The following is a 21,841-nucleotide window of genomic DNA, read 5'->3' as shown; positions in this document are numbered from 1 at the left end:
AAGCCCGCAGAGAGGGCACGTGTTCATCGCAGTAGAAGGGATAGACGGCAGTGGAAAAACGACGGTGATAGCGGAGGTGGCCAAGGCTCTGCCCCGTGTCTACGTCACGAGGGAGCCCAGCGGCGGGCCCATTGGGAGGTTGCTGAAGGAGTGGGCGCTGAGGGGGGGCACGGCGGATCCCCACGTCGATGCGCTACTCTTCGCAGCAGACCGAGTTGAGCACTACAAGAGGGAGATTGAGCCCAAGCTGAGGGAGGGGTATATAGTCATAACCGAGAGATATGTAGAATCCTCCATCGCGTACCAAGGGGCGGCGGGGGTGCCCATCGAGTATATACTGTACATAAACTCCGTAGTGCCCAGGCCCCACCTCACTATAATCCTCGACGTGGACCCGGCGGAGGCTATAAAGAGGATCAAGGCGAGGGAGAGACTTGAGAAATTTGAAGACGTGGAGTTCCTCAGACGCGTGCGAGAGATCTACCTTACGAGGGCCCGCGCAGAGGGCTACCCCGTGATAGACGCCGGGAGGCCGGCGGGCGAGGTGGCGAAAGACGTGGTGGCGATTATTGAGAGAGCTATGGCATCACTGCGGCGATAAAGGAGGAGATAGAGACGTACATCGAGTTCAACAAGGCCTTCTCCTCGGGCGTCAGCCTCTCTAAGAAGCCTTGGTCGCTTACTACGTCGGGCTTCGTGGCCACTAAAACCGCTATCTTCCGGACACGTTCAATGAGGAGCTCCCGCAGGTCCTGCGCCACGGCGCGCGCGCCCTTGGAGTCCCCCCTCTTGTTTAACACGTGGACAGTGAGCTTCACTCTGGCGTAGAACCCCTCGGGCAACTGGACGGGGTAGGTCTCCCTCTGCTCCATGTACTTATACGTCGTCACGTCCTTAGGCGCGATTAGGCTCCCCTCGTCGATCTCCACCGCGCCCACCTCCTCCAAGCTGAGGGCCAGGTAGAGGGGCAGGTCTGCCTCTGTGTTAGCCTTGTAGGAGACGCCGAGGAGGGGCAGAGCGACGTCCTTTTTAAACACCACGCGCACTCTATAATCGTTTAAAATGCCCTGGTACACATGCCACTAGTGTCCACCTTAAAAAACGATGCAAGAGTTAGCCAAGTATTACGACTGCGGTGGGCAATCCCGCTGGCCTTCACGGCGGCCGTCTTCGCCATGTACTTTGCCAAGCCGCCGATCTGCCTAGGCCTCTACATAGGCGCAGTGATCTACGCCGCGTTCCTTCCCGCTGGACTACTCACCCAATGGAGGTTAAGCAGAGCTTTCCCGCTTGCTTTCGCCGCTTACTTCTTAGCCCTCATAGCCGCGGGACTAATCGCCGCAATACCGCCGATAGGGGCCGAATTCCAGCGGCTACAGAGGGCACAAGCCGAGTTCTTCGCAAGAGCTGCCACATGTCCCCTCGGGACTGTTGCAGTCGGAGCGCAAGCCCTTATCCTTGCACCGCTGGTGGAAGAGACCCTCTTCCGCGGCATGCTCTTTGAGGAAGTGAAAAGAAAGGTCGGCACAGTCGCGGCCTACCTCGTGTCCTCGGCGCTATTCGCAGTGCTCCACAGCCCAGGGCTCGGCGCCCTCCCCATCTTCGTCATCTCCCTCGCGCTGGCTTACGCATACCACAAACACGGTCTAATCTCCTCCGTGTTGATACATTTTACACAGAACTTTATCGCCTTCGCCATGGCTCACGGCGGCGTTTAGCCAAATTTCGCCGCCACGCCGGGCCCCGCCGCGCAGACCGCCCGGGCCAGCTCCTCTGGGCTCTCTACGTACACCACGTCCACGGCCTTTCTCTCGTCGAAGTGCCGCGGGTAGGCCTCCCGCAACCTATCGCTGTAAGCGCCAGTGCCGACGAGGACAAAGAGCGGCTTGCCCATGGCGTAAGCCATGAGCGCCTCAATCATGGTCCCAACGCCGCCGCCGAGGACTGCCACCGCGTCGGCAGACCTCACCATTTGAACCGACCTACACCGGAACTCGCAACCCGTCCTAACCACTATTACGCCCTTTGGGAGCGCCACGTCTTCCCTCTCCATGGGCAGGAAGACCACCACCCTAAGCCCCCTCCTCAGCGCCGCGTCTACCACGTCTACCATATGGCCCCAGTATCCTCCGACGAGCAGTACGGCGTCTGGACACGCCTCGGCGAGGGCGTCTACGAACTTTGCGGCCTTTTCGCCCAGCCCCTCTACGCGGCCGCTGTGGATGGCTACAGCTATCTGCTTCACTGCCTCACTAGGTAGAGGAGGTGGGAGACCTCCCCCAGCAGTATCCTCAAGCCAGTCTTGACGGCGTTGGGAGAGCCGGGGAGGAGGACGAACACTTTGCCTTTTACAACGCCGGCCGTGGCCCTCGTTAAAAATGCCGCTGTGCCTACCTCTTGTATGCTGTAGAAGCGGAAGACATCGCCGAAGCCCTCTATCTCTTTCTCGAAGAGGGGCCTCAACGCCTCGATGGTCACGTCGCTCTTCGTCAAACCTGTGCCGCCGGTGAACACCACGATGTCTACGTCGTCTCTCGCCATGAGCTCAAACGCCTTCTTCCTAATCGCCGTCACGTCGTCGGGGAGCAGGTCGCGTCCAACCACCGCGTGGCCCGCTGAGGTTATCATCTCAACGGCCACGTCCCCCGACTCGTCCCTAGGAGAGCCGCCCCGCACCTTCTCTTGAAAACGCGACGTGCTGACCGTGACGACATAAAACCTAGCGCTTTTAGGCCCCTGAGCTCTGTGAAGCTCGTGAGACATGCAAGAGAGAAAAAAGCTTGTTTAAAGCCTTCGCTGCGCCACCTCGCTTAAGAACTTGGCCAAGTGCGGCGCTGTGGCCCTCAGCTTGGCGATGGCTGTCTCAACGTCGTCGGTGGGCCCTACGCCATATTTCCAAAGCCCGTAGGCGTGAGGACCCAACACCTCCAACACCAACGCCACGAACACGCCGTACATCCAATTTAAAAAATCCTCCGTAGCGCTTATCTGACAGCGGCCCTTATCCTCTCTACTGCATCTAAGAGCTCCTTGGTGTAGTTCAAGTATATTAGGTTAGCGCCCTCGGGCGGGTACACTGCGGGGTCCTCTAACACGTCGGCAGGGAGGTACTTGGCCACTAACTGCTTCTTGACCGCCGTGGGGTAGTAAGAGGCCAGCGTTATCCTAGCCGCGTTTTCCGGCCTGAGGACAAAGTCTATGAAGGCGTATGCGGCATCTACGTTTTTTGCGTCGCGAGGGATCACCATGAAGTCTACCCACCTATGCGTCTTGGGCCTTGGGAGGACGTATTCAAACTTGTCGCGATTGACCTCTCCTGCTAAATTTACAAATTTGTCTCTGGCCGTTGCGGCGTCGCCAGACCATATCTGGGAAACCCACAGCTCTCCGGCGGCTAGGGCGTCCACTATCTGGCTTACGCCCAAGTACCCCCTTATGTAGTCCTTCTGCCGCTTGAGCAAGTCTACCACCTTGTTCACCGCGGCATCGCTCCAGTCGTCTGGATCTATGCCGAGGGCATACTTCGCCGCCATGACGGGCTCTATGAACTCCTCCAACATGGCCACTCTGTCGCGCATCTTTTCCAAGAGGCCGAAGTCGAAGAGGTCGGACCAGCTGTCCAGCCGCCTGTCCACCCCCCTCATGGCGTAGTAGTTGACGGCGAAGCCCGTGATGCCGAAGGCGTAGGGGATGGAGTACTGAAGCCCACGGTCGTTTGGATTCTCAAAAAACTCAGGCGCGACGTTGCCAAGGTTGGAGAGCTTGCCGTGATCTATCTTTCTCACGTAGCCCCCCGCTATTACATCTTTCAGATACGTGTCGGGGACAACCACGAGGTCGTACCCCCCTCCTCCCCGGAGCAGGGCGGAGTAGGCCTCCTCCCCGCTTTCGAACTCTCTGTAAATCACCTCCACGCCGAATTCCCTCTCAAACTCCTTCAACAGATCCTTGTCTATGTAGTAAGAGTAGTTGTAGACGGCGAGCCTAGGCCGTTGCAACATGGAGAAGCCTATGGCTCCCAACGCCACCGCCACCACGGCACCTCCAGCCGCTATGAGCAACTTCCTCCTCGTTACCATAAGCGCGCATCTACAGGCTCTTTTAAACGTTAATGGTGAACAGACGCACAACCTCGCCGTGGCCAGCAGAGGCTGTACACGGCGTCTGCAGTGCGCGGAATGCCTCGAACAGAGTGCGCGTGGCGGGCCTGGCTTACCGGCTTCTGCGGCTTAGGTACTCTCTCACTCCGCTTGCCACCAGCTGCGCCACGCGGATAGGCTCTGGCCATTTGCCGAATTTTGCGCAGAGCTCGGCGGCCCGCCCGGCGTCTGCTGGGTCAATGCCCCAGGACCTGATGTATATCTTGTACCCACTCTTTGTGTAGTAGGGCGTCGGCCAGCCCAGCCTCCTAATGGCCTCAATCCTCAGTTCCCAGTCTTTGAAGAGCTTCTTCACCGCCTCCTCGACGCGGCCCTCGGGGTCTTCAAACACGTAGCATGCCACTGGCACGCCGAAGCGGCGCCACAGCGCCTCGCCGTCTATCCAGTTGTAGAAAGACACCACACAGCCGTCCAGCATGATTATGCTCACGTCGGGCTTGAGGAGCCTCTCCGCTATTCGCACAGCGGCCTCTGTGGCGTCTGTGCCTCCCACGGTGGCCGTGTCCACGGCCACTGCCTCCACCGTGCCGTCTCTCCTCGCCACGACCCCCGCCAGAACTGAGAAACCGTCTTCAACCTTAAAGCTCTCTGCAATGGCCAACGTCTTGAAGTTCTTCTGGAGGAAGCGAGGAGAAGAAGCGGGCAATCTCCTCCTCTGTCGCACTAGTGAGGCCCAGGCGTAGGCATTTGCCGAGTCTGCGCCTTCTTGTGAACTCACCGCCAGGGACGGCGCCGTGTTTTAAAAAGATTTCCGGATTCCTAGCCTCAACCCACGCGAAGTATGGTGTGGCGACTACGCCGAGAAGCTCCTCGACCGCCCGCGCCCGCCTTTTTAGGGAGGCGAAGACTTCGCCAACGGCCCCCTCCTTCAGTGCCGTGTAGAAGAGGTACTGGAGATAGGTGGGCGGGTGGAGGTACGCCGACTGCACGTATTCGAGGTATACTTCGTACAGCTCCTCTGGCGCCGCGATGAACCCCAAGGCGAGGCCGGGGAACAAAGCGTGGAAAGAGGCCACAGCCACCGCAGACCCGTAGATGGGGACTCTGCGGCCGGAGAGGAGGCCGTACGTCAAGTCGTATACCACCAACGGGACCTCAGATGCCACCCTCTTGATCTCATCCTCGCTGTAGGTGTAGCCGTCGGGGTTGCGCCAAATGGGCTGTATATACGCCAGGCGCGAGTCGGCACAGTGTTCAAAGGCCCGGAGGGCCTCCTGCGACGTGGGGTCCTCCAGGCGGACGCAGGGCTTCTCCAAGTGGGCAAAAGCAAGGATCCTTAGGCTGTCTCCAAGGCCGTTTGTGAAAAACGCCCTAAACCCAGTCAGCCCCAGCCCGCCTACGAGCTCTTCGAGCGCCCGGCGCGGCTCTGGCGCCCCCGCGGGGTCTGTGTATTGAAGCGCCTTGGCTCCCCACTTCTCTAGCACGGCTCTGTGAACCGACTTCACGAGCTCCGGTTCTACCTTCAGCCAGCTTCCAGAAAAGTCCATTAAGAGGTGGAAAAAACGCATATTTAATGAAAGTGGGAAAGCTACATCCCCAACTGCTCCGGCAGTTGGTGCTCGCTAGGCGCGGCGCGTGGCGGAGAGAGGTGGTGGTAGGCCCCGCCGTCGGCGAAGACGCGGCAATAATAGATCTGGGCGGCGCCTATTTGGTCGTCCACACAGACCCCATCTCTGGCTCTGTGAAACTCGTCGGCAGGCTGGCGGTGTTTGTCTCCACGAACGACGTTGCGGTGAGGGGGGTGGAGCCCATGTGGCTTTCGGTTTCGATATTCCTTCCGTCGGCGGCGGGCGAGGGCGATTTGGACGAAATTGCGCGGCAGATAGACGAGGCCGCGAGGGAAATTGGCGTGGCGGTGGTGGGCGGCCACACGGAGGTCACCACGGCGGTTACTAGGCCGGTGGTCGTGGCCACGGCGATGGGGGTGGGGAGGCGCTACGTGACGACCGGCGGGGCGAGGCCGGGGGACTACGTCCTTATGACGAAGTACGCTGGGCAAGAGGCGGCGTCTATACTCGCAACAGACTTCGGAGAGGAGGCCGTCCGCAGGGGGGTGGACAAGTCCGCCGTTGAGGCGGCCAAGTCTTTCAACATTTCGGTGATAAGGGAGGCACTGGCGCTGGCCGATTTCGCCACTTCTATGCACGACCCCACGGAGGGCGGCGTGGCCGGGGGTCTCGCGGAAATCGCCTACGCATCGGGCGTCTCCATAGTAGTGGACAGAGGCGCCGTGTTGACTAGGCCTGAGATAGAGGCGCTGTGCAGAGCCTTTGGAATAGACCCCTTGAAGACCCTTAGCTCGGGCGTCCTACTCGCCACAGTGCCGCCCAACCAACTCGACGCGGCCCTCAACAAGCTTAGGGGCCTCGGCGTCCCCCACGCGGTAATTGGCCGAGTAGTAGAGAAGTCAGACTACCTAGTGGACATCTCCGGGGAGAAGATCCATGAGCCATACGTCGAAGACAAACTCTTCTCCCTCTTCTAAAGATTTAAAATAGCCAGCCACAAAGAGGGGTGGAGCTTGTTAAGCCTTGGCGCAACGAGGCTGGGTACATGAGGGCGAGGCTCTTAGAGGCCAGCTATGAGGCTGAGTTGGCGGCTAAATTCTTAGAGGAGGGCCTCATACGCAATGCCGCTGGGAGAGCCTACCAAGCGTGGAAGGCCTTGTTGGCGGCTCTCGCGGCCAGGGCTAGGGACGAGTTAGCCAAGGTCTACACCGGCATGAAGAGACTGAGGAGCGGGGCTAGGATAAGCGAGGTGGACTGGGTCATTGCCTTTATGCCCTCCAGCCGGGTGAGGCCGGTGGCGCAGGTCTTAGCCAGGGTGTTTGGGCGCGATGTCCTAATGTACACAGACGTGGCGCTAAATTTACATGAGTATCAATACAATGGCCCAGATAGAGAGGGCGTATCCAGCCGCTACCCCAGCGACGAGTACGCGAAAGAGGACATAGAGAGGCTATTGAAGGGCGTCGAGGAGGTGAAGAGGAGGGTTTTTGAGTCACCTCTTGGCTAGTTCGTGGACGGCTAGAACGAGCTCCTTGGCTACGTCGATGCCGGTGGTTCTCATGAGGGCTTTGAACTCTGGGATGCCGTTTACCTCGTTGACGTAGTACCTGTCGCCCACTAGGATGTCTACTCCTGCGTAGTAGGCTCCCACGGCCTTTGCGGCCTTTACCGCGAGCTTTTCCAACTCGCCGTCTATGGGTTGCGGCAGTGTAGTGCCGCCGCGCGCTGCGTTGCTTCTCCAGTCTCCGCTTGGCGGAATTCTCCGCATGGCGGCCACCGCCCTGTCGCCTATTACGAACACGCGTATGTCCTCGCCTGTTCCCACCGCCTCTTGTAGCAACAGCACTTCGCCCTCTGCCGACTTTAGGAGAACCTCTAGCTCCTCCCGCGATGTTACCAGCGACACTTTCCGCCCCCAGCTCCCGCTCACGGCTTTGACAATCTTCCTCCCCTCCACGTCTAGGGGAGCCTTGCCGAAGAGGACGAAGCTTTTGGGCACTGGGAGCCCTGCGGCGAGTAACTTAGTCAGCGTAAGCGCTTTATTCCACGACGTGGCTAAGGCGGCTGAGGAGTTCACAGCGACGCCGCCGCGGCTCTCCACAGCCGACGCGAAGATTATCCCCTTGTTGTGGCTGAGGGTGCGCACTAGGTAGACATCTGGCTCCCACGCGTCTAGCACGAGGACGTCGCCAATTTCCACCAGCCTCAGTCCCACGCCCAGAGACGCTGCTGCCTTTATCAACGCCCTCTCCTCCTCTCTGACCACGTCGTACGCTAGTGCTACCATGGCTCTACCTCCAGCCTCCCGCCGTTGTAGTACCAGAGGAAGGCATTGGCCAACTCCACCGCCAGCGTGGCGTCGAGGACAAGCGGCGTGTTAGTGTCTGCGGCGGTTCTTCTAATTGTGTAGTCTCTCTGGGGCGTATAGCCGCTCGTCATCACTATGTCTATCTTCCTCCACTTGAGGAGCTCTACCACCTTCTCGCCCAACTCCTCCGGCTTGTACACCTCCAGCCTCGTGGAGAGCAGAGAGGCGGCGTGTCTCATTTTCTCCGCATCTCTCTCGTCGTAGGTGTAGACTAGGGCCGTCTTCTGCGGTATTTTGTTTGGCGTTGCCGAGAGCCAGCTTTTGAGGAGCGCCTCTTCAAACGTCTTCCCATTTGCGGCCACTTCCCCCGTGCTGTACATGACGGGGCCTAGGCGGGGGTAGGCCCCCCTGAGCCTAGACCAGGAGAACTGCGGCGACTTGACCCACCACTTAGTGGGCCTAAGCGCCACCACCTCCTCGTCTGTGGCCAATCTGCCGTTGGTCAACACGTCGGCCACTAGGGACATGTAGTTGACCCCCGTGGCCTTGCTCACAAAGGGCATGGAGCGGCTTACCCTGAGGTTTGCCTCTATGACGTACACGTCGTCGTTTACGAGGAATTGTACGTTCATAGGCCCCCTGACCTCCAGCTCTCTGGCCAGCGAGTGCACTACGTCGATCATCTTCTTGATCGCCGAGTCGCCCAGCCTCCTCGGGGGGAGGACCATGGTGGAGTCGCCGGAGTGGACGCCGGGGGGCTCCACGTGCTCTATGGGCGTAGCAACGAGCCTACGCCCGTCTGACACCGCGTCCACCTCTGCCTCTATGCCCCAGGGCATGAACTTAGACACGACCACGGGGTAACGCCCGCTGACCTTGGCGGCCTTGGTTAAAAACTCGGCAAGCTCCCCGGGGCTGTACACCGCGGCCATGTAGGTCCCGCCCAGCACGTAGCTCGGCCGCACGAGGACGGGGTAGCCGAGCTCCTCGGCGAGCTTCAACGCCTCGTCTATCGACGTGGCCGTGAACCAGGGCGGTTGCCTAATGCCCAACTTGTCTAAGAGCTTGGAGAACTTGTACCTATCCTCTGCGGCGTCTATAGAGCTGGCCCGTGTCCCCCCTATTTTGACGCCAGCTCTCTCAAGCGGCACGTATAGGCGCTGGCCTATTTGGCCGCCTGCGTACAACACCACCGCGACGTCTCCCCCCTCCTTCTCCACAACGTCCAACACCCTCTCCACGGTTATCTCGTCGAAGTAGAGCTTGTCCACCACGTCCCAGTCCGTGGAGACAGTCTCGGGGTTGTAGTTCAAGATGGCCACTCTATGCCCGCGGTTCCTCAGCTCCACTGCCAAGTTCACCGTGGACCAGTCGAACTCGACGCTTACCCCAATTCTAAACACCCCTGCGCCCACCACGAGGAAGTCGGCCTTGGGAGCCGCGTCGTCGTAGTAGCCGCCGTAGGTGAGGTATAGGTAGTTAGTCTCGGCAGGCCACTCCCCCGCCAGCGTGTCTATCTTCTTCACCACGGGCCTCCTCCGCATCTTCCTAACCTCCTCCACGCCTATGCGGAGGGCCTTCGCGATCTGCTCGTCGGAGAAGCCCAGCACCTTCGCCTCCTCAAGATCCGCCTCGCCTCTCTCCATCCTCTTGTAGAACTCCACCACGCGCTGAATGGCCCTTAGGAAGAACTTGTCCACTTTGACGTATTGATAGACCCGCTCCAGGGGGACGCCGAGGTACATGGCCTTGGCGGCGCATATGGGCCAGTATGGCCTATACTCGGCGAGACACCTCTCCGCTTCCTCCAGCGTAAGCTCGTCGAACATTCTCCCGCCCACAAGCCCCGGCTCCCCAATGTCGATCATTCTCACGGCCTTTTGCCAAGCCTCCTCAAGAGTTCTCCCAATTCCCATGGCCTCGCCGATGGACATCATCTCGGGGCCAAGCCCCTCCACGACGCCGAAGCGGTCGTTCTCCCACCTGGGGTGCTTAACCACTATGTAGTCCAGCGCGGGCTCAAAGGCAGCCACTGTGCGCCTGGTCACTTGGTTTAACACTTCGTCTAGGCGGTAGCCCAGGGCCAGCTTAGCCGCTATGTAGGCCAGGGGGTAGCCAGAGGCCTTGGAGGCCAAGGCGCTTGAGCGAGACATACGCGGGTTAGTCTCAATGGCGTACTGCTCTGGCCCAGCGTAGTTGACGGCCACTTGTACGTTCCCCTCGCCCACTAGCTCAATCGCCCTCGCCACCCCAATGGAGATGTCCCTGGCCTTCTGGTACTCCTCGTCGGTCAGAGTGAGGCAGGGCGCCACCACGATGGAGTCGCCCGTGTGCACCCCCATGGGGTCCACGTTCTCCATGCAGACCACCGCCGCGACGTTGTCGTATGAGTCGCGCACCACTTCAAACTCCACCTCCTTCCACCCCTCTAAGTACTTCTCCACCAACACCTCGCCTATGGCCGACTGGGCAAAGGCCTTGTACACCCTGGCCCTAAGCGCCTCCTCGGTCTTTGCCACAAAGGCCCCCGCGCCGCCGAGGTTGAAGCTCACTCTCACCACCACGGGGTACCCGATCTCAGCCGCCACCGCGAGAGCCTCCTCGGGCGACCGCGCCGGCTTGCTGGGAGGGGTGGGGATCCCCGCCTCCCTCATCGCCCTTTGGAACAAGTCCCGCGACAAGGCCCTCCTTATCCCCCTCACAGGCGTGCCGATCACTCTCACGCCGTATTTGGCCAAGGCGCCTGATTCGTCTAACTCTACACATGCTGACAGCGCGGTCTGGCCCCCGAAGCCGCAGGCAACTGCGTCAGGCCTCTCCTTCTCTAAAACCCCCTCTAAAAACGGCCTTTGGATGGGGATGAAGTAGACCCTGTCCGCCAAAATCTTGGAGGTCTGTATCGTGGCTATGTTGGGGTTCACTAGCACTGTCTCAATCCCCTCCTCCTTAAACGCCTTAAGCGCCTGTGAGCCAGAGTAGTCGAACTCCGCCGCCTCGGCCACCTTAATGGCCCCCGAGCCTATTACCAAGACCTTTCTAATGTCCGGCATGGCGCTCGACGAGTTTTACAAACTTGTCGAAGACCCACTTAGTGTCGTTGGCCCCCGGCGAGGCCTCTGGGTGCCACTGTGTCGTTAAAATGGGCAGAGACTCGTGGTAGAGCCCTTCCACAGTCCCGTCGTCCGGCTGAATTGCCCACACCTTTAGCTCTGTGCCCCGTGGGTCCACGGCGTATCCATGGTTGTGCGTAGTGATGTAGGTCTTCCCCGTGAAGGCTAAGTCCCGCACAGGCTTATTAGAGGCGCGGTGGCCGAACTTCAACTTGTAAATCTCGGCACCCATCGCCATGGCCACCACTTGGTGTCCCAGGCATATGCCCATTAGAGGCTTCCTGTACTCCACATACTGCCTAATCTCCTCGGCGAGGAAGGTCAACAGCTTGGGGTTGCCGGGGCCGTTGCTGACGAATAGGCCGTCGCAGTCGTAGGCGAGCTCGGGGCGGCGGCACGGCACAATCCTCAGCCTAACCCCCCTCTTCAACAGCTCTCTCACAATAGACCTCTTCACTCCGCAGTCCACAAGCCCAATGCAGAGCTTGCCGTCGCCCAGCTCCACCGGCTCTTTCACAGAGACGAGGTCCACGTATGATGCCTCCTCGTACTTGGGAGAGCGGCGGAGCGCCTTGGCGAGCTCGTGCGGCTTGGCGGGGCCCATGGCGCCCATCATGACGCCGTGCTCCCGGAGCAACTGGGCCAAAGCCCGCGTGTCCACCCGCGCAAGGCCGGGGACGTTGGAGGCGGCCAGCCACTCCTCAAGAGACATGGCGGACTTGTAGTGGCTGGGCTCCGTGGCCTCGAAGACCACCACGCCCTCCACCTTTATCCCATCCGACTCCATCTGGTCCTCCGACACGCCGTAGTTGCCGATGAGGGGCATGGTGAACGCCAATATCTGGCCCTTGTAGCTGGGGTCTGTCAATGCTTGTGGATATCCAACCACGGCGGTGGTAAAAACCACCTCGCCTACCGCGACTCTCTCTGCCCCAATGTGCCTGCCTATAAACACCGTGCCGTCCTCAAGGACGAGGTAGGCCTTACTCGCCCCTTAGACATCAACGCCCACATTTACGGAGTATAAAAGCTTTTCCTACACGCAGGCCTCAGCCGCGCCTCTGTAAAACTCGTACTTCACAACGCACAAGTCTCTACACTTCACCTGGGCGCCCAGCCTTTTCGCAATAGCCAGCACCCTATAATTATCTGGAGAAACATATGCAAACGCGTATCTAAACCCCATACGCCTAAGCCTATCCGCAAAGTCGAAAACAACGGCTGTCCCAATCCCCTTGCCTTGGTGCCTATCGGCGATTACAATAGCCACCTCAGCTCCGTCGCCACACGGAGTGACGTCGACAACGCCGACGCTCTCGTTGTCTCTGTAAACTAGAAAGGTCTGACATCCCCTACTCCACAAGTACTTGTACACGTACGAGACGTCTGATACCAAGTGGAGAAACCTAAGTCGCATGCTTTCCTGAGACACTTGTTTATAGAACTCGCCTACTACTGAGTAAACTCCTGTGATTTCGACATAGTCGAGGTACACGACTTCTACTAAAACGCTTTTAAATAACACTGAACTAATGCCCCATGAAGGTAACTGTATCAATAATAAAGGCCGACGTAGGCGGCTTCCCAGGCCACGCGCATGTGCATCCAAAGATGCTCGAATACGCCGCGGCTAAGCTCAGGGAGGCCCAGAGGCGGGGGGTCATAATTGACTACTTCGTGTACAATGTAGGCGACGACATTTCGCTACTAATGACTCACACCAAGGGCGAAGATAACCCAGAGATACACGGCCTGGCGTGGGAGACGTTTAAAGAGGTGACAGAGCAGGTGGCCAAGAAGTACAAACTCTACGGCGCTGGGCAAGACTTGTTGAAAGACGCCTTCTCTGGCAACATAAGAGGCTTGGGGCCCCAGGTGGCCGAGATGGAGTTCGACGAGAGGCCCAGCGAGCCCTTGATAGCGTTTGCCGCAGACAAGACTGAGCCAGGCGCCTTTAACCTCCCACTGTACAAGATGTTCGCAGACCCGTTCAACACGGCGGGGCTGGTGATAGACCCGTCTATGCACGAGGGCTTCCTATTCGAGGTGTTAGACGTAGTGGAGCACAAAGTCTACTTGCTCAAGACCCCTGAGGATGCGTACTCCCTACTAGGGCTGATAGGGACCACGGGCAGGTACATCGTGAGGAAGGTATTTAGGCGGGCGGACGGCGCGCCGGCAGCCGCCAACAGCGTAGAGAGACTGTCGTTAATAGCCGGGAGGTACGTGGGCAAAGACGACCCAGTGATGATGGTCAGGGCCCAGTCGGGCCTCCCCGCCGTGGGCGAGATACTGGAGGCGTTTGCCCACCCACACCTAGTCCACGGCTGGATGCGCGGCAGCCACGCAGGGCCCCTAATGCCGGCCAAGTTCTACCACATAGACCCCGAGAAGAGGATAGCCATAGGCCCCAAGATGACCAGGTTCGACGGGCCTCCCAAGGTGGGCGCCCTGGGCTTCCAGCTACACGAGGGCTATCTAGAGGGCGCAGTGGACATGTTCGACGACCCAGCCTTCGACTACGTGAGACAGGTAGCCGCGCAAATCGCCGACTACATAAGGCGCATGGGCCCGTTCCAGCCCCACCGCCTGCCGCCTGAGGAGATGGAGTACACAGCCCTCCCCAAGATATTGGCCAAGATAAAGTCTTACCCAGCCGACCAGTACGAGAAGCAGCGGAGGAAGTACGTGGAAGAGGCCATCAAGGGGACCCCCGTCGAGCACTCTCAACACGACTAATTTTTAACCCACGCCCCATCTCCCACTGGGTGAAGTGGCGCGTGAGGGCTGAGCTGTGACGAAAACTCGCGTTGCAGATATTTAACCCCCCATTGCCTGAGGCGCGTGACGCCCCTGGAATTCCTAGGCCTCGTGGCTCAGCTGTACGCAATAATGAACCCCATTGGGAAATTGGCCATAGTGGGCCCTCTCGCAGTAGAGCGCCCGGCGCAGATTAGGAAAGTGACCGCTGTCGTAATTGTCGTTGTGTACCTCCTGACGGCGTTGTTTGCGCTAAGCGGCAGCTACATACTCGCCGCCTTTGGAGTGAGCCTAGACAGCTTTAGAATTGCGGGAGGCCTAATACTGATGGTAATCTCCGTCACCACTCTGACCTCAGGCTCGTACGTGGGCAAGCTGGAGATCGGCGAGGAGCAGGCGGTGGTGCCGCTGGCCACTCCGCTCATCGTCGGGCCCGGCACTATAACCGCCTTAATCATCATGTCGTCGCAGTACGGCGCTGCACTCGCGCTAGCGGCCGCCATGGCTGCGTCAACGGCCGTAGCCGCCACGTTGATTGTTGGAATTAGAGTTGTGAAATATGTAGGCGCCACGCCGCTTAGGCTACTGGGCAGATTTATGTCGCTTATCATAGCCTCCGTGGCCGTGGAAATGATGCTGGCCGGGCTGAGGAATGTGGCATGCAAATCTTGACCCACTGGGAGGCGTTAGACGCGTTGAAGAGCCTCGACGGGCCTGTCCTCTACTTGGCATGGAAGTGCGGCTTGTACAAGGCGTTGAACGCCCGCGCCGTGGTAGTGGTAAGGCAGGGGGTTGGGCTAGGTGAACTCATATCGTCGATAAAATACGGCCTCTCCTTTGCCCCCGAGCTTGTGGGATTTAAGTACACCGTCGTAGAAGGCGAAGACTTAGAAGAGGCAAGGCTTCTAGAGGCCTTGGAGTTTAGCCAGCTCGGCAAAATTATCTACATTGACTGTAGAAAATAAAATTTATAAATTCATGTATAAGAGATTTTCAGATTATGACCCGAGGCATTAGAAGATTAATCAAAGGTTAACAAGACAAAAAATATAAATATTCCATTCAATGTTGAAGTTAATGAAAATAAGATTTTTAATAGGCGGGCCGCAAGGCAGAGGAGTTGAAACCGCGTCTTTTATGTTTATATACGGCGTGGGCGCCGCTGGATACTACATATACGCGCGGCGCGAGTTCTGGAGCAACATAGCTGGGGGACGCCACAGCTATGTGGTAGGCACAATCTCCGAGAGTTGGCCAGCCCCCGCGCCCGGCAACACAGTGGACATGGCCCTCACCTTCGACGGCCACGCCGTCTTGGAACACGTGTTCCACCTGAGGCGGGGGAGCTACCTCGTGTATAACACCGAAGAGGAGACCAAGACGCCGGACAGCTACAACATGATGTCTAAGGCCCTTGCCGAACGGCTTAAGAAATTTGCAAAAGAGAGGGGCTTCGAGCCCACCGTAGGCAACTTTGTAAAATACTTGAGGGAAAACGGCGTAGAAGCCGTGGGAGTGCCCTACAACAAGTCAATTACCGAAATCGGGAGAAAGATAGGCGTCACTTCGCCCGTCATGTTGGCACGCTTCGTCAACACCTTCGTCGTGGCCCTCGGCATGAGCCTCCTGGGGCTGGGGGAGGAGTATGTGGCCAGAGGCGTGGAGTTCGCCCTAGGCAAAAAGGCCGAGGTAATTGAACAGAACAGGAGAGTCGCCGTAGAGGCCATGAGACTTGTGGACAAGAGAATTGCGACACTCCAGCCCAGGAGAGTCGAAGTGAAGAGGGTATTTTGGAACGGCAACGAGGCCGCTGCCTACGGCAAAATTGCGGGAGGCGTCAGATTTGTCTCATACTACCCCATTACCCCAGCCACCGACGACGCAATGACCTTTGAGCGACTTATCCCATTCCCAGTGAGAAAAGACGCAGGCGAGCTAGCCGCCTTGGAAAGAGTGGGCGCCGTTGCCTTCCAAGCAGAAGACGAGCTGAGCGCAATCGCGGTGACAACGGGGGCCGCCATCGCCGGCGCTAGGGCGGCCACGGCCACCTCCGGCCCCGGCTTCAGCCTCATGGCCGAGGCCCTCTCCATGGCAGGCATGATGGAAGTAGGCGTGGTGGTGACGCTCTGGATGCGGGCAGGGCCTAGCACAGGCCAGGCGACGAGGCAAGCCCAGGAGGAGTTGCTACCGGCGACTTTTATAGGCCACGGCGAGTATCCCAAGATTGTCTACGCCAGCGGGGACTTGGAGGAGGTCTTCTACGACAGCGTCAAGGTCTTTAACTGGGCCGAGAAGTACAGAGTGCCAGTGATACACCTAGTAGACAAAAACCTCTCAAACACCTTCACTGTGATGCCTCTTCCCGACTTCTCCAAAGTGCGCATAGACGCCGTTAAGCCTGTCGTATTTCCTCAAACAAAGGAGGCAGAGGCCTATCCCCTGGACTCGCTTGTGCCCCCCAGGCTTCTCCCCGGCGTCTCAAACGCGGTGTTCCACTTAAACAGCCTCGAACACGACCCCGAAGGAGACCCAGAGGAGGACCCCGTGATTGTTGCCAGAATGTTTGAGAGAAGGATGGCAAAGATGAAGTTGATAGATGAGGAGATACCCCCAGAGGATAAGCTGGCCTACTTTGGGCCCCCCGACGCAGAGGTAGTAATCGTGGGGTGGGGGTCCGTCAAGCCCGCGGTGCTCTCCGCATTGGAGGAGCTGAGAGACGCCGCCTTCCTCTACGTGAAGATGCTTTACCCCTTCCCAGCCCCCCTGGTCAAGAAGCACCTGGAGGGGAAGAAGACCCTCTTCATTGAGAACAACTACCTCGCCCAGCTTGCTTTGGCGAGCCGCATGTTTGCAGGCATAGAGCCCACAGCAGTTGCTGTTAAGTTCAACGGGAGGCCCGTAACGACAGACGACGTAGTGGATGCCTACAAGAGGTTTAAGGCTGGGGAAAAGATTATTAAAATAGAAACGGACTTGTGAACATGGCCACTGTGGTTCAAACAAGGCGTACGCCCGCCGACTACCGCTGGGTGAGGCCCCCCGAGTGGTGCCCCGGCTGTGGACACTTCGGCGTTTTACAAGCCGTCTACAACGCGTTCGCCGAGCTGGACCTAGACCCCTCCAGAGTCGTCCTAGTCTCTGGCATTGGGTGCTCCTCGAGACTCCCTCACTTTGTAAAAACCACCAGCGTCCACGCCATCCACGGCCGCGCCATCCCCTACGCCATGGGGATAAAGCTGGCCAACCCGTCGCTGGAGGTGGTGGTGGTAGGCGGCGACGGCGACTTAATGGCCATAGGCGGAAACCACCTACTCCACATGGGCAGACGCAACATAGACATGACCGTCATATTGATGGACAACTCGGTCTACGGACTCACGAGGGGTCAAGCAGGGCCGACACTGCCCGCGGGGATAAAGGTAAAGGCGATACCCAAGGCAAACCCCCAGTCGGAGATAAACCCGCTCCTCCTCGCCTTAACCGCCGGCTTCACGTTCATAGCCAGGGGCTACTCCTACGACATAAAATACACCACCAAGCTGATAGTAGAAGCCATAAGGCACAAGGGGTCAGCCTTTGTCCAAATATACAGCCCCTGCGTCACCTACAACAACGTCATGACAAGAGAGTGGTACGAGAAGAGGATATACAAGCTGGAGGAGGCCGACCCCACCTGGGACCCCGTGGTACACGACGAAAAAGAGGTAGACATAAAGATACGCAAGGCGCTGGACAAAATCGTGGAGAGAGACAGACTCCCACTCGGCATATTCTACAAAAACGAGCTCGTCCCAACCTTCGAAGAGCGGTACGAGGCCATATACGACCCACACTATAGGAAGCTACCCCCCGCCATACAGCCCATCGAAGTAGACGGACGGCCAGTAGTAGACCTAGAGAAGCTACTGGCCGACAGAATTCTATAACAGTTTTTCCAAGGTGAGCTGAGGGTAAAACCTACGTATAAAGGCGAAGCCGTTTACCACTGGGAGGAAGGGGTACTTATCCTCGTCGAGCTCCACAAGCCCCCTACGCCAAAGCTCCGACAAGACTCTCGCATAAAGCATACGCTTCTCCAAGGTGGACACAGCCACATCCACCTCCCTCGGCGCATACTTCACAGCCACTCTCACGTCGGCCATCTTAACCACATCAGAGGGGGAGAGGTCCCTCTTAACCACTGGACACAGAGTAGAAATAACAAACCGCACGTCCACCCTCACCTCCTTGGCAACTGGGTCAAGCTCGTACTTCACCACCTTCGGCAGATAGGGAAACGAGCGGCAAGTCAACGGCTTATATATGTCGTGAACCCTACACCTAGTCCCCTCGAGGAAGGGGCACTTACCCTCCTCGTCGAGGTGCATCAAGTAGCTCAACGCCACGCGCACCCCCGACCTCAAGTCAGCCACCTTGTAAGCCGGGGTAAAGACCACAGACACCCCCAGCTCCCCAGCAGCCTTCTGAAGCACATACACCTCATGCGGCAAGACAGTCACGGGGCTAGCTCTACAACAGAGTGCGCAGTCAGGCACGCACCGAAACTCCACGCCACCGCCCCCCGCATGCCATTTTTATACTTTAAGCGAAAAAGATAAAAGGCAGAAAGGGTGGAGAAACGTGCTAGAGCAAGCCGCCGCGTTGGCAGGCCCCTTCATAATAGGCCTGCTAGTGGGCATACTAGCCAAGCGCCTACTCTCAGCCGCCCTAGTCCTACTGGCCCTCTTCATCGCCCTAGCCGCCCTCGGCTACACGTCCCCCAACCAAGTGGCGGCCGTGCTACAGCAGATAGGCTACGCCGCCAAAGACGCCATAGCCCAAGCCCAGTGGCTAAAAGATGCAGTGCCATACTCCTCAGCCGCCTTCCTAATAGGCCTCGCCATAGGCCTCTGGAAAGGTTAAAAACCCACACCCACAGAGAGGCGGGGCGCCGAGGGGAACGGGGCAAGCCCGGAGACGGGCCGCCCCTGGAACCTCCCGCCCGCCCGCGGAGGTCCCCGGCGGGCCGCCGAAAGGCGGGGGTAAAAACCAGCCGGGGACGCGGCCCCCAAACAGGGCCAATGAGACCGCGGCGAGGCCCGGGTAGGGGGCAAGATCAATACCCCAACAGAAGCGGGGGTACGCGGCGCCCCCCTCTACCTCGCCAGGCGACAGCACCCTCAGCCTCCCTACCCTGAGCTCTCTACTACTGAGAAGCGCCTTGGTGAGAGGATATGAGCACAGCCGATCCGCCAGCGCATATGAGACTATCACAATACCATTAGGATCAAACTCGGCTAATTTACTAAAGCCTGTTGTAGTAATTAGATACAACACCATCTCTTCCATCGTAGGGAGGTAAACCTCGACCCCGTTCGACATAAGCGCCTCGACAGGGCGCCAGTTGCTCGTCGGCGGCTTCTCAAGCGCGTATATCTCTGCACTGCTGACAGATCCAGAGTTTAACAAAGACGCTTTGAACAAACCTCTGGCAATTGCGTTAAAGGCCTCTATCTACAACGGCACCGCCATCCAAATGCGCTCTGGGCCTCTGCATACAGCCCAAGTCTCTTCAGAAGAGAAACAGCTCTGTCCACATGCCAGTCAGAGACACAAGGCTTAATCCACTTAAGGTGACCCACCGCTCCCTCCGCATCGCCCCCATAAACTCTCAACAACTTCGAGCACGGCATATCTTTCCCCAGCCACAGCAGAAAGCGCACTGTCTATCACCGCCGCCTTATCTGGCCCCACTTGCGAAGTCAACAGGTCCAACTCCTCCTCACCAAGCCTAGAGACAACATAAGGTCACCCCAAGCTTAGGCTATTAAGGTCCCCGATTATACAACGGGGAATCTAACGTTAAATTCGCAACGCCGCCGCGGCGCCTACACCCCCGTGTAAATCTCGACTCCAAACCTCTCTGCGGCCTTCTTCGCGTCTTCTTCGGCGTAGGGGGTGATTATTATCAGCCTGTCTGGCCTTCTGCCCTCTTTTTCGGCGTATAGGTCGGCCTTCCTCCTGAAGATAGTCACGTCGGGCGCCCTGGCGTGGGACGTAATCTCGATAAGAATAACTTTGCCATCTTTAACGGCGAGATCCACCTCCACCTCGCTGGGGAAGCCGAACACCCTCCCCTCCCCGTCGTACGCCGTCCAACGCTCCACTCTGAGACCGAGCTCTCTCTCTCGTCAACGCCCCGAAGGCCCTCCCGAAACGCCGCCTCGCTCATCACCCCCCACCTAGCGCCAAGCGCGTCAAGACGGCGAAACACCCTCTCTGTCTCAGCCCTAAGCTTGGCCAACTCCTCCTCGTGTTGCGCGAACCCCTTGTTCATGTCTTCTCTCAGCCTTGCCAGCTCTTCCCAAATTTTCACCAACTCCTCCCCGTGGCGGTCCAGCCTCCTCAGAATCTCCTCCAACCCAATTAGCCCACCCACTGCGTACCTAAACTCCTCATCCTCCCTCAGCAACTTCAAAATAGCGGCCTTAAGCTGGGCAAACTCCACGACAAAATGCCCTCCGCACTATTTATGCCTTACGGCCCCCGAACTCCTCAGCCTCAAACCGGTCCCCGGGGACGTACAGCCGCCAGCAAGGCGCGCTTGTGCGAGGACAATTATAAAAAGTGGAGAGCGGGCATGGCCGTGATTCTCCGCGGCGAGGTAGACGGGGTGCCTAAGAGGGTAGTGTCGCTGAACCCCTCGGTAAACGAGTTCCTGGCCCTGCTGGGCGTCGAGCTGGCGGGCCGCGACGCCTTCACCTACCGCCCCCGGGAGCTCATGAAGGCCCCCATAGTAGGCACCTTCGTAGACATGAACTTCGACGCCGTCAAGAGGATGGGGCCCGACCTCGTCATACTCTACCACCCAGTCCAGACTCACCTCTTGGACAAAGCCGCCACGGCCGCCAATGCGGTGGTGGCAGTGCCGACCCCCACCAGCGTCGACCACGTGGCCGCAATCTTCCGATTCTTCGCCCGCCTCTTCGACAAAGACGAGCAGGGAGACTGGATAGCGGGGGTGTACAAAGACCTCCTAAGAGGCCCCCCAATCCTCGAAGGAGTAGTCGCCGTGATAAACCTCGGCGTGTACGACCTCGCCTGCAGAAACTCCTACCTCGCAGACGCCCTCACAGCCGCCGGCCTAAAATACGCGAAGACCCCACCCTGCGTCTTCAAACACAGCCAAGACCCACCCAAAGAGCTCCACGAGGCCAACTTCGTCATATACGAGGCGCGGGGCAAAGCCCTCGCCCCCGCGGAGCACCAACTCCTAAAAAGCCGCCCACACGTAGCCACGCCAAACGACACCCTAGCCCACTACGGCCCATCCCTACCCCTAGACATAAGAAATGTGGCACAAGCCGCCGTAAAAGGCCAGACCTGGGTAGGCGAAACCTCCTCCACCCAGCGCCCCTCCCTAAGAGACCCATGGTACAGGCCCTATCTGTAGAGCGGCCTTATACACGTCGCACAAGGCGGAGAGAGCTACGTCTTAGCCAAGGGGACATACTGGATAGACAAGCCCCCACACCACTCCTGTGCGGAGGAGCCACAAGACGGGACCATAGACAAATTCCTCGCACTAGGCCCCCTATCCTAAAGAACGCTTCCCAGACCCTCCAAACCCCCCACCGAGATGATACTAAGGCTAAGGAGGCTGGAATTAGCGCACAGCCGCCGCCAAGGCGACTGTAAACTAACGCTCAAAGTCGAATACTGCGTTAGCGGAGAAAAGGAGAAAATTTTTCTAAATCCGCAAATAGTATATATGGAGAGGGGGGGTCAGCTGGCCTGGTTTCGGGCAGGAACTCCTTGCCAAGTCCTTCATCGTCCCCTCCCCCGATGAGTCTTTCCGAAATGCAAGGACGTCCCCCTTTTGCAGTCAAGTTTCTTCCCCCTCCATGGCCAACTCCTCGGAGCGCAGATACGTGCCACTGCGTAGTACACGGTTTAAAACAAGTGTAGACAGGGTAGAAGTGAGGGGGTCACTGAAATACGCATCTCTTCAGACTT

23 protein-coding genes and 2 pseudogenes are annotated in these 21,841 nt (G+C 58.4%); 11 read left to right on the top strand and 14 right to left on the bottom strand.

Annotated elements, in window-relative coordinates:
• The first annotated feature begins 19 nt into the window (after window positions 1–19).
• Entirely contained in the window at window positions 20–601 is a 582-nt protein-coding gene (tmk, locus tag PCAL_RS00660) for a dTMP kinase (protein ID WP_011848821.1), read from the top strand.
• Here the strand turns inward: tmk and PCAL_RS00655 are convergent.
• The gene (locus PCAL_RS00655) at window positions 579–1,076 is read right to left on the bottom strand and encodes a DNA replication complex GINS family protein (protein WP_011848820.1); all 498 of its coding nucleotides are present in this window, start codon (window positions 1,074–1,076) and stop codon (window positions 579–581) included. The two genes, tmk and PCAL_RS00655, sit on opposite strands and share 23 nt — an antisense overlap.
• On the opposite strand from PCAL_RS00655, the gene PCAL_RS00650 reads away from it, so the two are divergent.
• Entirely contained in the window at window positions 1,077–1,718 is a 642-nt protein-coding gene (locus PCAL_RS00650) for a CPBP family intramembrane glutamic endopeptidase (RefSeq protein WP_193322762.1), read from the top strand.
• Here PCAL_RS00650 and PCAL_RS00645 read toward each other — a convergent pair.
• From PCAL_RS00645 to PCAL_RS00620, 6 genes are all read right to left on the bottom strand, one after another.
• Entirely contained in the window at window positions 1,715–2,245 is a 531-nt protein-coding gene (locus PCAL_RS00645) for an SLOG cluster 4 domain-containing protein (RefSeq protein WP_011848818.1), read from the bottom strand. The two genes, PCAL_RS00650 and PCAL_RS00645, sit on opposite strands and share 4 nt — an antisense overlap.
• Window positions 2,242–2,763, bottom strand: coding sequence for a MogA/MoaB family molybdenum cofactor biosynthesis protein (locus tag PCAL_RS00640; protein ID WP_011848817.1), 522 nt, complete (start codon window positions 2,761–2,763; stop codon window positions 2,242–2,244). The genes PCAL_RS00645 and PCAL_RS00640 overlap by 4 nt, the downstream gene beginning before the upstream one ends.
• Before the next feature lie 21 nt (window positions 2,764–2,784).
• Window positions 2,785–2,943 carry a hypothetical protein gene (locus tag PCAL_RS00635; RefSeq protein ID WP_193323058.1) on the bottom strand — a complete coding sequence of 53 codons (159 nt, stop codon included), beginning with the start codon at window positions 2,941–2,943 and terminating at the stop codon, window positions 2,785–2,787.
• A 41-nt stretch (window positions 2,944–2,984) separates the two neighbouring features.
• Entirely contained in the window at window positions 2,985–4,079 is a 1,095-nt protein-coding gene (locus tag PCAL_RS00630; protein WP_011848815.1) for a polyamine ABC transporter substrate-binding protein, read from the bottom strand.
• A gap of 133 nt (window positions 4,080–4,212) precedes the next feature.
• The gene (locus PCAL_RS00625; RefSeq protein WP_011848814.1) at window positions 4,213–4,761 is read right to left on the bottom strand and encodes an endonuclease dU; all 549 of its coding nucleotides are present in this window, start codon (window positions 4,759–4,761) and stop codon (window positions 4,213–4,215) included.
• On the bottom strand, window positions 4,739–5,647 hold the full coding sequence (locus tag PCAL_RS00620; protein ID WP_011848813.1) for an aminotransferase-like domain-containing protein: 909 nt from the start codon (window positions 5,645–5,647) through the stop codon (window positions 4,739–4,741). The genes PCAL_RS00625 and PCAL_RS00620 overlap by 23 nt, the downstream gene beginning before the upstream one ends.
• Window positions 5,648–5,673: 26 nt before the next feature.
• Between PCAL_RS00620 and PCAL_RS00615 the strand changes: the two genes are divergently transcribed.
• Together PCAL_RS00615 and PCAL_RS00610 are read left to right on the top strand one after the other, a co-directional pair.
• Entirely contained in the window at window positions 5,674–6,645 is a 972-nt protein-coding gene (locus PCAL_RS00615) for an AIR synthase family protein (protein WP_011848812.1), read from the top strand.
• 29 nt (window positions 6,646–6,674) lie between these two features.
• Entirely contained in the window at window positions 6,675–7,175 is a 501-nt protein-coding gene (locus PCAL_RS00610) for a PaREP1 family protein (RefSeq protein WP_011848811.1), read from the top strand.
• Here PCAL_RS00610 and PCAL_RS00605 read toward each other — a convergent pair.
• From PCAL_RS00605 to PCAL_RS00590, 4 genes and pseudogenes are all read right to left on the bottom strand, one after another.
• Window positions 7,161–7,955, bottom strand: a complete 795-nt coding sequence (locus PCAL_RS00605; RefSeq protein ID WP_011848810.1) for a RimK family alpha-L-glutamate ligase — start codon at window positions 7,953–7,955, stop codon at window positions 7,161–7,163. The genes PCAL_RS00610 and PCAL_RS00605 overlap by 15 nt on opposite strands.
• Entirely contained in the window at window positions 7,949–11,026 is a 3,078-nt protein-coding gene (gene carB / locus PCAL_RS00600) for a carbamoyl-phosphate synthase (glutamine-hydrolyzing) large subunit (protein ID WP_011848809.1), read from the bottom strand. The genes PCAL_RS00605 and carB overlap by 7 nt, the downstream gene beginning before the upstream one ends.
• A pseudogene (gene carA / locus PCAL_RS00595) lies at window positions 11,013–12,071 on the bottom strand (glutamine-hydrolyzing carbamoyl-phosphate synthase small subunit); the annotation flags it as partial. The pseudogene carA and the gene carB, both read right to left, overlap by 14 nt.
• Window positions 12,072–12,122: 51 nt before the next feature.
• On the bottom strand, window positions 12,123–12,581 hold the full coding sequence (locus tag PCAL_RS00590) for a GNAT family N-acetyltransferase (protein ID WP_193322760.1): 459 nt from the start codon (window positions 12,579–12,581) through the stop codon (window positions 12,123–12,125).
• A gap of 44 nt (window positions 12,582–12,625) precedes the next feature.
• Between PCAL_RS00590 and fbp the strand changes: the two genes are divergently transcribed.
• The 5 genes from fbp (at window position 12,626) to PCAL_RS00565 (ending at window position 17,772) form a co-directional block, all read left to right on the top strand.
• A complete protein-coding gene (gene fbp, locus PCAL_RS00585) occupies window positions 12,626–13,825 on the top strand; it encodes a fructose-1,6-bisphosphate aldolase/phosphatase (protein WP_011848806.1) in 1,200 nt (399 codons plus the stop codon).
• Window positions 13,826–13,930: 105 nt separating this feature from the next.
• A complete protein-coding gene (locus PCAL_RS00580) occupies window positions 13,931–14,518 on the top strand; it encodes a MarC family protein (RefSeq protein ID WP_011848805.1) in 588 nt (195 codons plus the stop codon).
• Window positions 14,506–14,811 (top strand): hypothetical protein, encoded by a 306-nt coding sequence (locus tag PCAL_RS00575; RefSeq protein WP_011848804.1) that lies wholly within the window; start codon window positions 14,506–14,508, stop codon window positions 14,809–14,811. The genes PCAL_RS00580 and PCAL_RS00575 overlap by 13 nt, the downstream gene beginning before the upstream one ends.
• 112 nt (window positions 14,812–14,923) lie before the next feature.
• A complete protein-coding gene (locus PCAL_RS00570; RefSeq protein WP_193322759.1) occupies window positions 14,924–16,825 on the top strand; it encodes a 2-oxoacid:acceptor oxidoreductase family protein in 1,902 nt (633 codons plus the stop codon).
• A gap of 2 nt (window positions 16,826–16,827) precedes the next feature.
• Window positions 16,828–17,772, top strand: a complete 945-nt coding sequence (locus tag PCAL_RS00565) for a 2-oxoacid:ferredoxin oxidoreductase subunit beta (protein ID WP_193322758.1) — start codon at window positions 16,828–16,830, stop codon at window positions 17,770–17,772.
• Here the strand turns inward: PCAL_RS00565 and PCAL_RS00560 are convergent.
• Window positions 17,767–18,396, bottom strand: a complete 630-nt coding sequence (locus tag PCAL_RS00560; protein WP_011848801.1) for a YkgJ family cysteine cluster protein — start codon at window positions 18,394–18,396, stop codon at window positions 17,767–17,769. The two genes, PCAL_RS00565 and PCAL_RS00560, sit on opposite strands and share 6 nt — an antisense overlap.
• A gap of 70 nt (window positions 18,397–18,466) precedes the next feature.
• On the opposite strand from PCAL_RS00560, the gene PCAL_RS00555 reads away from it, so the two are divergent.
• Complete coding sequence (locus PCAL_RS00555) at window positions 18,467–18,748, top strand: hypothetical protein (RefSeq protein WP_011848800.1); 282 nt, start codon at window positions 18,467–18,469, stop codon at window positions 18,746–18,748.
• Here the strand turns inward: PCAL_RS00555 and PCAL_RS00550 are convergent.
• Together PCAL_RS00550 and PCAL_RS00545 are read right to left on the bottom strand one after the other, a co-directional pair.
• Window positions 18,713–19,294 carry a hypothetical protein gene (locus tag PCAL_RS00550; protein ID WP_193322757.1) on the bottom strand — a complete coding sequence of 194 codons (582 nt, stop codon included), beginning with the start codon at window positions 19,292–19,294 and terminating at the stop codon, window positions 18,713–18,715. The two genes, PCAL_RS00555 and PCAL_RS00550, sit on opposite strands and share 36 nt — an antisense overlap.
• Window positions 19,295–19,713: 419 nt before the next feature.
• Window positions 19,714–20,333, bottom strand: a pseudogene (locus tag PCAL_RS00545) (PD-(D/E)XK nuclease family protein).
• A gap of 132 nt (window positions 20,334–20,465) precedes the next feature.
• Here PCAL_RS00545 and PCAL_RS00540 point away from each other — a divergent pair.
• Window positions 20,466–21,278, top strand: a complete 813-nt coding sequence (locus PCAL_RS00540) for a TroA family protein (protein WP_011848798.1) — start codon at window positions 20,466–20,468, stop codon at window positions 21,276–21,278.
• The last annotated feature ends 563 nt before the right edge of the window (window positions 21,279–21,841 follow it).

The organism is Pyrobaculum calidifontis JCM 11548 (assembly GCF_000015805.1).
Lineage (GTDB): Archaea > Thermoproteota > Thermoprotei > Thermoproteales > Thermoproteaceae > Pyrobaculum > Pyrobaculum calidifontis.
Note: the sequence above shows the minus strand (reverse complement) of the source record. Positions and strands in the feature narration are given on the sequence as shown.